Origin of the sequence: Microbacterium sp. MMO-10, assembly GCF_037148715.1 — a bacterium.
GTDB lineage: Bacteria > Actinomycetota > Actinomycetes > Actinomycetales > Microbacteriaceae > Microbacterium.
In genome coordinates this window covers 108,063-121,903 of record NZ_JBBCSV010000005.1, presented here as the reverse complement: position 1 = coordinate 121,903, position 13,841 = coordinate 108,063, and the positions used below count along the sequence as shown (strand labels likewise).

Sequence of the window (13,841 nt, the reverse complement as noted above, 5' to 3'; positions counted from 1 at the left end):
CTCGTGCGGAAGGACTCAGCGGGCGAAGTGGCCGCGGTAGTACTCGTAGACCCAGCCGACGATCGCGACGACGAAGATCGCCAGCGCCACCGGGAAGAGGAACACCCCGACGGCCAGGGCGATCATGCCCACCGCAGCTGCGCCGGCGAGCACGATCGGCCACCAGGACCACGGGCTGAACTCGCCGAGTTCCGGGTCGCCGTCATCGATGTCGCTGGTGAGGATGTCCTCGGGGAGCGTCCCGCCCTGCGCCTTGTGCGTGCGGTCCAGGTAGAAGGCGACCATCGCGCCCATGAAGGCCGCGAAGAACAGGGCGACGGTGCCGACCCACTCGATCGCCCGGACGGGCGGCTCGCCCGCGTGGGCGACGAGGTTCCAGACCGTGTAGGTCACACCCATCAGGGCGAAGAACGCGGTGAGGATCCACCAGAGGACGATGTTGTCGCGCATGGGTCAGTGGCCCTTTCCGTCGGCGGCAGCAGCGACCGGGTGCTCGGCCGCCTCCGGGTGGTTCAGGTCGAACGCGGGACGCTCACTGCGGATGCGCGGGATCGAGGTGAAGTTGTGCCGCGGCGGCGGGCACGACGTCGCCCACTCGAGCGAAGCGCCATAGCCCCAGGGGTCGTTGACCGTGACCTTCGGAGCCTTGCGCGACGTGAGCCAGACGTTCAGGAAGAACGGCAGCATCGAGGCGCCCAGGATGATGGCGCCGATCGTCGAGACCTGGTTCTCCCACGTCCAGTTGTCGTAGGCCGAGTAGTCGGCGTAACGACGCGGCATGCCGTCGACGCCCAGCCAGTGCTGGATGAGGAAGGTCATGTGGAAGCCGATGAAGAGCATCCAGAAGTGAACGTAACCGAGGCGCTCGTTGAGCATGCGACCCGTCCACTTCGGCCACCAGAAGTAGAACCCGGCGAACATCGCGAACACGACCGTGCCGAACACCACGTAGTGGAAGTGCGCCACCACGAAGTAGGAGTCCGAGAGGAAGAAGTCCAGCGGCGGGGAGGCCAGGATCACACCGGTCAGACCACCGAAGACGAACGAGACCAGGAAGCCGAGCGAGAACACCATCGGCGTCTCGAAGGTCACGGATCCTCGCCACAGCGTGCCGATCCAGTTGAAGATCTTGACGCCGGTCGGGACCGCGATGAGCATCGTCATGAGCGCGAAGAACGGCAGCAGCACACCGCCGGTGACGTACATGTGGTGCGCCCACACCGCCACGGAGAGGGCCGCGATCGCGATCGTCGCGTAGACGAGGGTCTTGTATCCGAAGATCGGCTTCCGGCTGAACACCGGGAAGATCTCCGAGACGATGCCGAAGAACGGCAGCGCGATGATGTACACCTCGGGGTGGCCGAAGAACCAGAACAGGTGCTGCCAGAGCAGGACGCCGCCGTTGGCCGGGTCGTAGATGTGGGCGCCGAGGACGCGGTCCGCCGCGGCGGCCAGCATCGCGGCGGCCAGCACCGGGAACGCCATCAGGATCAGCAGGCTGGTGATCAGCGTGTTCCACGAGAAGATCGGCATGCGCCACATCGTCATGCCGGGGGCCCGCATCGTGATGATCGTGGTGATGAAGTTCACCGCACCCAGGATGGTACCGAAACCGGACATGCCGAGGCCGAGCATCCAGAGGTTGCCGCCCGCACCGGGCGTGAACGAGGCGCTCGCGAGGGGCTGGTAGGCGAACCAGCCGAACGAGGCCGCACCCTGTGGGGTGAGGAAGCCGGCGACCGCGATGGTCGAGCCGAAGAGGAACAGCCAGAAGGCGAAGGCGTTCAGACGCGGGAACGCGACATCCGGCGCACCGATCTGCAGCGGCAGGATCGCGTTCGCGAAACCGGCGAACAGCGGCGTCGCGAACATCAGCAGCATGATCGTGCCGTGCATCGTGAACAGCTGGTTGTACTGCTCCTTCGTCGGGATGATCTGCATGCCCGGCGAGAACAGCTCGGCGCGGATGATCAGGGCCATCACGCCGCCGAGGAGGAAGAACAGCACCGAGGCGATCAGATACATGTACCCGATCGTCTTGTGGTCCGTGGAGGTGATCCACTTGACGACGATGTTGCCCTTCTGCTCGACGCGGGTCGAGCTGAGCAGCGCCGCCTGGCGCGGCGGGATCGTCGTCGGACGCGCGCCGACCTCGGACGTGTCGGGAAGAGTGCTCGTCATTCTGCTTACTTCGCTTCCGAGTCGGTCGTGGGCTTCCCGGTGCCGGGGAAGTTGGTGAGGCGGTCGTAGGCGTCGGTGATGTCGCCCGTGTTGCCCTCGTTCTTCAGCTTGGTCAGGTAGGCCTGGTAATCGGCGTCGCTGACGACCTTCACGTTGAAGAGCATCATCGAGTGGTACTCGCCGCAGAGCTCCGCGCACTTGCCCTGATAGGTGCCCTCGCGCGTCGGCGTGAAGGACCAGGAGTTGTCCTTGCCGATGTACATGTCCTTCTTGTATAGGAAGTCGATGATCCAGAAGGAGTGGATCACGTCACGCGACTGCAGCGTGATGTGGACCTTCTTGTTCACCGGCAGGTACAGCGTCGGGAGGGCGGCCTGGTCGATGTTCCCGGCCTTGTCGGGCTGGGCCTGGACGCCCATGGTCCAGACCGCGTCGGAGTTGTCCTTCTCCTTGCCGTCGTACTGGAAGTCCCAGGCCCACTGCTTGCCGATCGCGGTGATCGACACGTCGGGCGCGGGCTGGCCCGGTGCGCCGTACTGGGTCTCGATGATCGTCTGGTCGCGAGCCGTGAAGGCGAACATGCCGAAGATCAGGATCAGCGGGACGATCGTGTAGAAGATCTCGATCGGCATGTTGTAGCGCAGCTGCACCGGCAGGCCGGTCTGGCCCTTGCGCCGGCGGTACGCGATGGCCGCCCAGCCCATGAGGCCCCAGGTGATGAGACCCACGACGAGCAGGACGATCCACGAGTTGACCCAGAGCGCGGCGACGCGATCGGTCTGATTGGTGGCGGGTGTGCCGTCGGCGACGAAGCCCGGAAGGAATCCGTGGAGCTCTGTGGGAGAGCATCCCGCGAGGGCCACGGCTGCCGCTACTCCCAGGGGGAGTGCGGCCCAACGAAGGCGGCGTTTCGAGGGCACGATGCACCTTTCAGATCACGGACGTGGGCTACCTCAGTCTAGGGCAACCTCACACCCGATTCACGCCATCCACGCAGGTAGGGCGTGGATGGCGCAGGGTGGGGAGAGGGGATTCCGCGGGTCAGTGGAAGCTGTCGCCGCAGGCGCAGGAGCCCTGCGCATTGGGGTTGTCGATCGTGAACCCCTGCTCCGAGATGGTGTCCTTGAAGTCGATCGACGCACCGTCCAGATACGGCACGCTCATGTTGTCGACGATGACCTCGACGCCGTCGAAGTCGACGGTCTCGTCGCCCTCGAGATAGCGCTCGTCGAAGTAGAGCTGGTAGATCAGGCCGGAGCAGCCGCCGGGCTGCACGGCGACGCGCAGGCGGAGGTCGTCGCGCCCCTCCTGCTCCAGCAGGCTCTTCACCTTCGCCGCGGCGGCGTCGGTGAGCTTCACACCGTGCGCGGTGGTGGTCTCGGGGGTGAGGGTGATGTCGCTCATGTCGCTCCTTGGATCGGCCGTGCACCGGCACGGTTCCCGTCCTCCGAGTCTACCGCCGCAGGGACGGGCGGCATCGAGCCGGCCGTCACGACCGGGTCTCGATGCCGCCCTGGCGCGTCAGAGCGTGATCTCGTTCATCCGGGTGAGCAGCAGCGCCTCGGTCGCCACCGCGTGCCGGAACGTGTCCAGGTGCAGAGACTCGTTGGGGCTGTGCGCCCGCGCGTGCGGGTCCTCGACTCCGGTCACGAGGATCTCGGCGCCGGGGAAGCGCTCGACCAGATCGGCGATGAAGGGGATGGATCCCCCGATGCCGAGGTCGACCGGGTCCTTGCCGTATCCGTCGGCCATCGCCCCGCGCACCAGGCCGACCGCCCAGCCGCTCGTGTCGACGAGGAACGGGTTGCCCAGGTCGAGGTCCGAGAAGGCGAGCTCGGCGCCGAACGGCGCGTGCGCCCGCAGGTGCGCCTCGAGCGCGGCGTAGGCGTCGTCGGCGCTCTGCCCCGGTGCGATCCGGCAGCTCAGCACGACCGTCGCCTCAGGGGCGAGCGTGTTCGACGCCGCGGCCACCGAGGTCGCATCGACGCCGATGACCGTGACGGACGGCTTGTTCCAGATGCGGCTGAGGATCGTGCCGTCGCCGATCGGCGTGACGCCGGGGAGGAGCCCGGTCTCGTCGCGGAGGGTCGCCTCGCTGTACTCCGGCGTCTCCGCCTCGCGCACGGCGAGCCCCTCGACGGCCACGGATCCGTTCTCGTCCCAGAGCGTGTTCAGCAGTCGGATCGTCGCGAGCATCGCGTCGGGCACCGCTCCCCCGAACATGCCCGAGTGCGAGGCGTGGTCGAGCGTGCGCACCGTGAGGGTGAAGCGCACCGCGCCGCGCAGCGAGACGGTCAGACCCGGCGTGGACGAATCCCAGTTGCCGGAGTCGGCGACGACGATCGCGTCTGCGCGGAGGGCGTCCTCGTTGTCGGTGAGGAACTGGGCGAAGGAGCGGGAGCCGTACTCCTCCTCCCCCTCGATGAACATCGCGATGCCCAGATCGAGGTCGTCTCCGAGCGCCTCCGCCACGGCGCGGATCGACGCGATGTGCGCCATGATCCCGGCCTTGTCGTCGGCGGCGCCACGACCGTACAGGCGGCCGTCGCGGACGGTCGGCTCGAACGGCGGGGTCTCCCAGAGCTCGTCGGCTCCCGGAGGCTGCACGTCATGGTGGGCGTACAGCAGGATCGTCGGCTTGCCGTTGCGGGCGGCGCGGCGGGCGAGGATCGCGGGCTGGCCGACCTCGTCCGTCCCCGGGATCGCGGCCCGCAGCACCCGCACGCTGTCGAACACGCCGGTGCCCTCCGCCAGCTCGGCGACGGAGGCGGCGCTGCGGACGAGCTGGGTCTGATCGAACGCCGGCCACGCGATTCCCGGAATGCGCACCAGGGCGCCGAGATCGCTCAGCGCGGCCGGGATCCCGGTGGCGACGGCGGCGGCGACGGCGGCTTCGACGTCACCGGAAGCGGTGACCGAGGAGGAGGGAGAAGTCATGCAGGTAATCTTAGAGAACACCCGTTTCCTCCTCTCTCGACTTCCAGGAGCCTTCGTGCCCAGCACTCCCACCCCCGCACCCGACGACGCCTCCGACGAGGCGACGAGCGGCAAGGGACGCCGCACGCCGACCCGCGCGGAGCAGGAGGCCGCCCGGCGCCGCCCGCTGGTGCCCGACACCAAGGAGGCGAAGGCCCGGGCCCGCGCCGACCTGCGCCAGCGCCAGGAGCGTCAGCGCATCGGCATGGCGAACGGCGAGGAGAAGTACCTCCCGGTGCGCGACCGCGGCCCGCAGCGCCGCTGGGTGCGCGACTACGTCGACGCGGGATGGCACGTCAGCGAGTGGATCATGGCCCTCATGGTCGTGGTGATCGTCGTGTCGCTCATCCCGAACACCCTCGTGGCCTACTGGGCCTTCATCGGCCTCTGGGGCTTCATCGCGATCGCGATCATCGACATGGTCTTCCTCGGCATCCGCGTGAACCGCCGGATCGCCGAGAAGTACGGCAAGGACAAGCGCGAGCGCGGTCTCGCGTGGTACGCGGCCATGCGGTCGCTGCAGATGCGCTTCATGCGGCTGCCGAAGCCCCAGGTCAAGCGCGGTCAGTACCCGGACTGACCCGGATCCCCGACAGACGAGAAGGTCCCGGTGCGCTGCGAGCGCCCGGGACCTTCTGCGTCGTACGCGGATCAGCGCGCGTGCAGCCCCGCGCGGATCTGCCGCGCCCAGAACGGCCCGCGGTAGAGGAACGCCGTGTATCCCTGGACCAGGGTCGCACCGGCGTCGAGACGCTCGCGCACCTCGGCACCGGTCTCGACGCCTCCCACGGAGATGACGCAGAAATCGGCGGGGACGGCGGCCCGCACGATCCGGAGGACCGCGAGCGAGCGCTCCTTGAGCGGGGCGCCGGACAGGCCCCCCTCGCCTGCCGCGGCGACCTTCGCGGGATCCGTGATCAGCCCCTCGCGCGAGATCGTCGTGTTCGTCGCGATCAGGCCGTCCAGTCCCTCCTCGACGGCGAGCTCCGCGATCGCGGCGACCTCGTCGTCCGGAAGATCGGGTGCAATCTTCACCAGCAGCGGTGTGGCGCCGGCGGCCGCCTTCACGGCTCGCAGCAGCGGAGCGAGCGTCTCCACGGCCTGCAGGCCGCGCAGTCCCGGCGTGTTCGGGGACGAGACGTTGATCGCGAGATAGTCGGCGAGGGGCGCGAGACGCACCGCCGACGCGACGTAGTCGGCGGTCGCGTCCTCGACCGCGACGACTCGGCTCTTGCCGATGTTGACGCCGATCACGGCCGCGGGACGGCGGCGGCGGAGCTTCCACAGCCGCTTCTCCGCGGCCTCCGCACCGGCGTTGTTGAAGCCCATGCGGTTCACCACGGCGCGATCCGGGATGAGCCGGAACAGCCGCGGCTTGGGGTTGCCCGGTTGCGGGATCGCGGTGATCGTGCCCACCTCGACGTGCCCGAATCCGAGCGCGGACAGGCCGCGCACCCCGACCGCGTTCTTGTCGAAGCCCGCGGCGATGCCGAACGGCGAGGGGAAGACGAGCCCGAGGGCGCGCACCTCGTCCCGCGGCTCGGGACGCGTCAGTGCACGGGCGATCCAGGAGAACGGGGGCGCGCCGAGCACCCGCACCACCGCCATGCCGGCATGGTGGGCGAACTCGGGATCGAAACGCGCGAGGACGAGACGGAAGAGCAGCGCATACATCCCTGCCAGGCTACCGGTCGGCGGATGCGGATCCGACCGACGTCGGGGCCGGGCTCAGAGCGCGGTCTGCTCCGCCGCCGCATGATGGTCGGCGCGGAGCTCGGCGATCGAGGCCTCGAAGTCCTCGAGGGAGTCGAACGCCTGATAGACGCTCGCGAAGCGCAGGTAGGCGACTTCGTCCAGATCCCGCAGGGGCCCCAGGATCGCCAGCCCGATCTCGTTGGTGTCCAGCTGCGAGACGCCCGTCTGACGCACCGCCTCCTCGACGCGCTGCGCGAGGATCGCGAGATCCGCCTCGGTCACCGGGCGCCCCTGACAGGCCTTGCGGACGCCAGAGATCACCTTCTCGCGGCTGAAGGGCTCCATCACGCCGCTTCTCTTGATCACGTTGAGGCTCGCGGTCTCGGTCGTCGAGAACCGCCCCCCGCACTCGGGGCACTGGCGGCGGCGCCGGATCGACAATCCGTCGTCGCTCGTGCGGGAGTCGATGACGCGGGAGTCCGGATGACGGCAGAACGGGCAGTGCATTCGTGAAAGCCTACGCCCCGGAGTCCTGTTCGGCCGCGAATCGGGCCTCGACTGCTTCGCCGTGCGCCGGCAGCAGCTCTGCCGCCGCAAGGGCTGCGACGCCCGCGCGCGCCTCGGTGAGCGCCGCGTGGTCGTAGGAGACGACCTGCTGGGGGCGCAGGAAGGTGTAGGCGCCGAGCCCCGACGCGTAGCGCGCCTGACCCCCGGTCGGGAGCACGTGGTTGCTGCCCGCCATGTAGTCCCCGAGGCTGACCGGCGTCTGGTCGCCGACGAAGACCGCCCCGGCGCTCGTGAACGACGGGGCCGCGGCCTCCGCATCCGCCAGGTGCAGTTCGAGGTGCTCCGGCGCATAGGCGTTGCTGAACGCGACCGCCGCGGCCCGGTCGTCGACGAGGACGATCGCCGACTGCGGTCCGTTCAGCGCCGCCTGCACGCGCTCGCTGTGCCGGGTGCGCGCCGCCTGGGTCGCGACCTCGGCGGCGACGCGCTCGGCGAGCTCCGCCGCATCGGTCACGAACACCGCCGAGGCCTGCTCGTCGTGCTCCGCCTGGCTGATGAGATCGGCCGCGATCAGGCGGGGGTCGGCGTCGCCGTCGGCGACGATGAGGATCTCGGTGGCACCGGCCTCGGAATCGGTGCCGACCACCCCGGCGACGGCGCGCTTCGCGGAGGCGACGAAGTTGTTGCCCGGCCCGGAGATCACGTCGACGGGGTCGAGTCCGACCCCCGGCACGCCGTAGGCGAAGGCACCGACGGCTCCGGCGCCGCCGATCGCGTACACCTCCTCCACGCCCAGCAGTGCCGCCGCGGCGAGGATGGTCGGGTGGATGCGCCCGTCCTCGCCCTGCTGCGGCGGCGAGGCGAGCGCGATGCTGCGGACTCCGGCGACCTGCGCGGGCACGACGTTCATCACGACGCTCGAGGCGAGCGGCGCCTTGCCGCCCGGGATGTAGACGCCGACCCGGCCCACGGGCTGCCAGCGCTGCACGATGCGCGCGCCGGACCCGATCCGGGTCTCGCGGTCCTCCGGCACCTGGGCGGCGGAGCCGCGGCGCACCCGGTCGATCGCCGCCTCCAGCGCCGTGCGCACGTCGGGGGCGACCGACGCGAGGGCCTCGTCGAGGTGCTCGCGGGGAACCCGGATCGCGTGCCCGCTGACCCGGTCGAAGCGATCGGCCTGCTCGCGCAGCGCCTCCTCGCCGCGCACGCGCACGTCCTCCACGATCGCGGTCGCGGTGGCCAGCGCCTCGGCGCGCGCGGCGGTGGCACGCGGTACGGCCGCGAGCATCTCGGCGGTGGAGAGGGTGCGTCCCCTCAGGTCGATCGTCTGCATGCGTCCTCAGCCTCGGGTCATGTTGTCGGTGTCGTGCAGGTAGCCCACGCGGCCGTCGTCGTGCCGCACGACGAAGGCGCCGCCGCGGTCCTCGAGAACAAGGATCCACGCATCGGGCCCGATCGTGAAAATCTCGTCACCCCGCGCGTCATGAACCGGCCGGGTCTCCGGCGCCAGCGCCCAGAAGGGCTGGGCCGGCTCGGATCCCCGCCGCTCCTCCGCCACCACGTCGACCGCGTGCGTGGCGACCTCGTCCTCGGGCGAAGGCACCAGCAGGTCGCCGAGCACTTCGGTCATGGTGTCGGACAGGTCGTGCGAGACCGGCGACCGGTCACCGGCGTCCGCAGGGTCGTCCTCCGACGGGGCGGAAGGGCTCGGCTCCGCCTCGGACGACTCCGTCGGAGCGGACGCCTGCGTCGTCTCGGACGCCTCCGCATCGCGCCGGGAATCCGCCCCCGTGGTCCGGTCGTCCTCGCGGAGCTCCTGCCGCGTCGTCCCCGGGTCGGCGCCGACGGGTGCCGGCTCCTCCGCCTCGGGGATCGCCTCCGTCAGGGCCTCGGCCGCAGCCGCGCCCGCCGTGGGGGCGTCCCCCGCGTCCTCGCCTGCGGCTGATTCGGCAACGCCGCTCTCGGCGGTGCGCGCGGTCGACTCGTCCGCTCGGACCCCCGCGTCTTCCGCCCCCGCCTCGGAGGCGACGAACGACTCGCGGTGGTGGTCGGGCACGTAGCCGGCTCCGCCGAGGATTGCCGTGCCCGTGGCACCGGCGGAGAGGTGCGCCCCGGCGTCGACCTCGTTCTCGTGCAGCAGCCCGGGATCGACGTCGTCCTCGTTCTGAGGATCGGACACGCTCCCCCGCGCACGCACCGGCCGCGGTCGGGTGAACACCGGGCGCACCGGGTTCGCATTGCGGTGCGCCAGGGTGTCGGTGCGCCCCTCGAAGTCCTCGCGCAGCCCCGGGATGAGGACCGCGAACACCGAGACCACCACGAGGCCCAGCAGGGAGGCGACCTCCAGCCAGAGCGGCCAGGTGGCGAGCGCGCTGCGGCGCATCGCGGCGACCAGGTCGAGCTGCTGCCACAGCAGCACGGCCCAGCTTACCAGGGCGACGCTGAACGCCACCGAGGCGAACTGATCGATGCCGAGAGAGCCGACGCGGCGGATCCCCTCCGGCGACAGGCGCCGCAGCACCACGAGGAAGACGGCCGCCGTGGGCACGCCGATCGTGAGCAGCCAGGCGCCGTTCATCGTCCACACGGTCGCCGAGCTGTCGAGCACGCTGCCCGCTGCGGGGACGAACGAGAGCACGAAGGCGATCAGCCACAGACCTGCCATGATCAGCTCACGCAGGGTGAACCCCACATAGCCGTGCTGAGGCGCCGCCGCAGGGAAGGAGTCCTCCGGGACGGCCTCGTCGGGGCGGGCCTCCGGGGTCGATGTCGGGCTCTCTTCGCCCTGCGACATCGCAGCGAAAGGGACGTCGCCGGTCATCAGTGCTTCCTTTCGTCGTGCGGCCGTCTGGGGGGCGGCCGTCGGACGGGACCCGATACTACCGGGCAGGTTTGGAGACCTCCTGAGCGGGCTCCGGCGACGGATGCCCCCGTGGGTCGACCCGGCGGGGAACGGTCAGCCCAGGCATTGCGGGCCGAGCAGCGACTTCAGATCGCCGAACAGATCCGCGGTGACGGTGACGGGCATGGGCACCTCGAAGACCTTCGCGCGTCCGCCGCGGTGCATCTTCAGCATCACCTCGGTCTCCCCCGCGTGGCGTCGCAGCACCTCGGCGAGATCCTCGATGACGCGCTCGGTGGCGCGCTGCTCCGGCACGATCAGCGACAGCGGCCCTGCCGCATCGAAGGCGCCGACGTCGGGCGTGAACGCCGACTGCGCATGCAGGTTCATGCCGTCGTCGCGACGCGAGATCCGTCCGCGCACGGCGAGGATCGCATCCTGCTGCAGCGTGCTCTGGAACTCGAGGTAGGTCTTGCCCATGAACATGATCGTGATCTCGCCGTGGAAGTCCTCGATCGTGATCATGCCGTACGGGTTCCCGCTCGCCTTCGCGACGCGATGCTGCACGCTCGTCACGAGTCCCGCCACCGTCACCTGATCGCCGTCCTGCAGGTCCTCCGACTCGAGCAGCGCGTTGATCGCGATCGACGCGTGCTTGGCGAGCGGCACCTCGAGCCCTGCCAGCGGATGGTCGGACACGTACAGGCCCAGCATGTCGCGCTCGAACGCGAGTTTGTCCTTCTTGGTCCACTCGGGCCGGTTCGGCACCTTGGGCGGCGCGACCTCCTCGACCTCGTCGTAGAGGCTGTCGAAGTCGAAGCCGATGGCGCCCTGGGCCTCGTTGCGCTTCTGGTCGACCGAGGCCTCGACGGCGTCCTCGTGGATCTCGACGAGCGCACGGCGGGTGTCGCCCATGGAGTCGAAGGCGCCGGCCTTGATCAGCGACTCGACCGTGCGCTTGTTGGCGACGTGCAGCGGGACCTTCTTGAGGAAGTCGTGGAACGAGGTGAAGTTCTCCTCCTGGCGCGACTTCACGATGCCGTCGACGACATTGGATCCGACGTTGCGGACGGCTCCGAGCCCGAAGCGGATGTCCTCGCCGACGGCCGCGAAGAAGTTGATCGACTCGCGCACATCCGGCGGAAGCACCTTGATGCCCATGCGGCGGCACTCGTTGAGGTACAGCGCCATCTTGTCCTTGGAGTCGCCGACGCTGGTCAGCAGCGCCGCCATGTACTCGGCGGGGTAATGCGCCTTCAGGTACGCGGTCCAGTAGGAGATCACGCCGTAGGCGGCCGAGTGGGCTTTGTTGAACGCGTAGTCGGAGAACGGCAGCAGGATCTCCCAGAGCGCGTTCACCGCGCCGTCGGAGTAGCCGTTGGCGTGCATGCCCGCCTGGAAGCCCTCGAACTGCTTGTCCAGCTCGGACTTCTTCTTCTTACCCATCGCACGGCGGAGGATGTCGGCCTGACCGAGCGAGAACCCGGCCACGCGCTGGGCGATCGCCATCACCTGCTCCTGGTAGATGATGAGGCCGTAGCTCTCCTCCAGGATGTCCTTGAGCGATTCCGCGAACTCCGGGTGGATCGGCGTGATCTCCTGGAGCCCGTTCTTGCGGAGCGCGTAGTTCGTGTGCGAGTTCGCGCCCATCGGGCCCGGCCGGTACAGCGCGATGAGCGCCGAGATGTCGCCGAAGTTGTCCGGCTTCATGAGGCGCATGAGCGCACGCATCGGCCCGCCGTCGAGCTGGAACACGCCGAGCGAGTCGCCGCGGGTGAGCAGGTCGTACGACGGACGGTCGTCGAGCGCCAGATCCTCCAGGACGAGCTCCTCGCCCCGGTTCATCCGGATGTTGGCGAGGGCGTCCGAGATGATCGTGAGGTTGCGCAGCCCCAGGAAGTCCATCTTGATGAGACCGAGCGACTCGCAGGACGGATAGTCGAACTGCGTGACGATCTGGCCGTCCTGCTCGCGCTTCATGATCGGGATGATGTCGATCAGCGGATGCGAGGACATGATGACGCCGGCCGCGTGCACGCCCCACTGGCGCTTCAGGTTCTCCAGACCCAGCGCCGTGTCGAACACGGTCTTCGCCTCGGGATCCGACTCGATCACGACGCGGAACTCGCTGGCCTCCTTGTACCGCGGGTGCTCTGGATCGAACATGCCGTCCAGCGGCATGTCCTTGCCCATCACCGCGGGCGGCATCGCCTTGGTGAGCTTCTCCCCCATGCTGAAGGGGAAGCCGAGCACGCGTCCGGCGTCCTTCAGCGCCTGCTTGGCCTTGATCGTGCCGTAGGTGACGATCTGCGCGACACGCTCGTCGCCGTACTTCTCCGTGACGTACTGGATCACCTCGCCACGACGGCGGTCGTCGAAGTCGACGTCGAAGTCGGGCATAGAGACGCGGTCGGGGTTGAGGAAGCGCTCGAAGATGAGGCCGTGCTCGAGCGGATCCAGATCCGTGATCTTCATGGCGTAGGCCGCCATGGATCCGGCGCCGGAACCGCGGCCGGGGCCGACCCGCACGCCGTTGTCCTTGGCCCAGTTGATGAAGTCGGCGACGACGAGGAAGTAGCCGGGGAACCCCATGGACGAGATGACCTCGACCTCGTAGTTCGCCTGCTTGCGCACCGCATCGGAGATCCCGCCCGGGTAGCGGAGCTGCAGGCCCTTCTCGACCTCCTTGATGAACCAGCTCTCCTCCGTCTCGCCCGGCGGGACGGGGAAGCGCGGCATGAAGTTGGCACTCGTGTTGAAGGAGACGTCACAGCGCTCGGCGATGAGCAGCGTGTTGTCGCACGCTTCGGGGTGCTCTCGGAACACCTGGCGCATCTCCGCAGCCGATTTCACGTAGTAGCCGTCGCCGTCGAACTTGAACCGGTTCGGGTCGTCGAGGGTCGAGCCGGACTGCACGCAGAGCAGCGCCGCGTGGCTGGTCGCGTCGTGCTGGTGCGTGTAGTGCAGATCGTTCGTACCGACGAGCGGGATCCCGAGGTCCTTCGCGATCTTCAGCAGGTCGCCGGTGACGCGCCGCTCGATCTCCAGACCGTGATCCATGATCTCGGCGAAGTAGTTCTCCTTGCCGAAGATGTCCTGGAATTCGGCCGCCGCCGCGCGGGCGGCGTCGTACTGCCCCAGGCGCAGCCGGGTCTGGATCTCTCCGGAGGGGCATCCGGTGGTGGCGATCAGGCCCTTGGAGTACTTCTGCAGGATCTCGCGGTCCATGCGGGGCTTGAAGTAGTAGCCCTCCAGGCTCGAGGTCGAGGAGAGCCGGAACAGGTTGTGCATGCCCTCGGTCGTCTCGGACAGCAGCGTCATGTGTGTGTAGGCGCCGGATCCGGACACGTCGTCGCGGCGCTGCTCGGGGGATCCCCACTGCACGCGCGACTTGTCGCTGCGGTGCGTTCCGGGTGTGACGTAGGCCTCGATGCCGATGATCGGCTTGACGCCCGCGGCGGTCGCCGCCTTGTAGAACTCGAAGGCCGCGAACGTGTTGCCGTGGTCGGTCACGGCCACCGCCGGCATGCCCTGTGCGACCGCCTCCTGCACCAGCGGCTGGATGCGCGCGGCCCCGTCCAGCATCGAGTACTCGCTGTGCACGTGCAGGTGGACGAAGGAGTCTGAGGCCATGCATCGA

At 69.0% G+C, this 13,841-nt stretch carries 11 protein-coding genes; 1 reads left to right on the top strand and 10 read right to left on the bottom strand.

Annotation, left to right across the window (positions count from 1 at the left end):
- Positions 1-15: 15 nt before the first annotated feature.
- From WFJ17_RS16620 to WFJ17_RS16600, 5 genes are all read right to left on the bottom strand, one after another.
- Entirely contained in the window at positions 16-450 is a 435-nt protein-coding gene (locus tag WFJ17_RS16620; protein WP_251441911.1) for a cytochrome c oxidase subunit 4, read from the bottom strand.
- A 3-nt stretch (positions 451-453) separates the two neighbouring features.
- Positions 454-2,181 (bottom strand): aa3-type cytochrome oxidase subunit I, encoded by a 1,728-nt coding sequence (gene ctaD / locus WFJ17_RS16615; RefSeq protein WP_251441914.1) that lies wholly within the window; start codon positions 2,179-2,181, stop codon positions 454-456.
- A gap of 5 nt (positions 2,182-2,186) precedes the next feature.
- Positions 2,187-3,101, bottom strand: a complete 915-nt coding sequence (gene ctaC / locus WFJ17_RS16610; RefSeq protein ID WP_251441917.1) for an aa3-type cytochrome oxidase subunit II — start codon at positions 3,099-3,101, stop codon at positions 2,187-2,189.
- A 121-nt stretch (positions 3,102-3,222) separates the two neighbouring features.
- On the bottom strand, positions 3,223-3,585 hold the full coding sequence (gene erpA / locus WFJ17_RS16605) for an iron-sulfur cluster insertion protein ErpA (RefSeq protein WP_045252341.1): 363 nt from the start codon (positions 3,583-3,585) through the stop codon (positions 3,223-3,225).
- A 117-nt stretch (positions 3,586-3,702) separates the two neighbouring features.
- Complete coding sequence (locus tag WFJ17_RS16600; RefSeq protein WP_336648990.1) at positions 3,703-5,118, bottom strand: dipeptidase; 1,416 nt, start codon at positions 5,116-5,118, stop codon at positions 3,703-3,705.
- A 55-nt stretch (positions 5,119-5,173) separates the two neighbouring features.
- On the opposite strand from WFJ17_RS16600, the gene WFJ17_RS16595 reads away from it, so the two are divergent.
- A complete protein-coding gene (locus WFJ17_RS16595; RefSeq protein WP_336648989.1) occupies positions 5,174-5,737 on the top strand; it encodes a DUF3043 domain-containing protein in 564 nt (187 codons plus the stop codon).
- A 71-nt stretch (positions 5,738-5,808) separates the two neighbouring features.
- On the opposite strand, the gene WFJ17_RS16590 is transcribed toward WFJ17_RS16595, so the two are convergent.
- The 5 genes from WFJ17_RS16590 to dnaE form a co-directional block, all read right to left on the bottom strand.
- Positions 5,809-6,831 carry a quinone-dependent dihydroorotate dehydrogenase gene (locus WFJ17_RS16590; RefSeq protein ID WP_336648988.1) on the bottom strand — a complete coding sequence of 341 codons (1,023 nt, stop codon included), beginning with the start codon at positions 6,829-6,831 and terminating at the stop codon, positions 5,809-5,811.
- Between the two features lie 54 nt (positions 6,832-6,885).
- Complete coding sequence (nrdR, locus tag WFJ17_RS16585) at positions 6,886-7,359, bottom strand: transcriptional regulator NrdR (protein WP_292886097.1); 474 nt, start codon at positions 7,357-7,359, stop codon at positions 6,886-6,888.
- 10 nt (positions 7,360-7,369) lie between these two features.
- Entirely contained in the window at positions 7,370-8,692 is a 1,323-nt protein-coding gene (gene hisD / locus WFJ17_RS16580) for a histidinol dehydrogenase (protein ID WP_336648987.1), read from the bottom strand.
- 6 nt (positions 8,693-8,698) lie between these two features.
- A complete protein-coding gene (locus WFJ17_RS16575) occupies positions 8,699-10,180 on the bottom strand; it encodes a hypothetical protein (protein ID WP_336648986.1) in 1,482 nt (493 codons plus the stop codon).
- Between the two features lie 135 nt (positions 10,181-10,315).
- The gene (dnaE, locus tag WFJ17_RS16570; RefSeq protein ID WP_251441939.1) at positions 10,316-13,834 is read right to left on the bottom strand and encodes a DNA polymerase III subunit alpha; all 3,519 of its coding nucleotides are present in this window, start codon (positions 13,832-13,834) and stop codon (positions 10,316-10,318) included.
- Between the last annotated feature and the right edge of the window lie 7 nt (positions 13,835-13,841).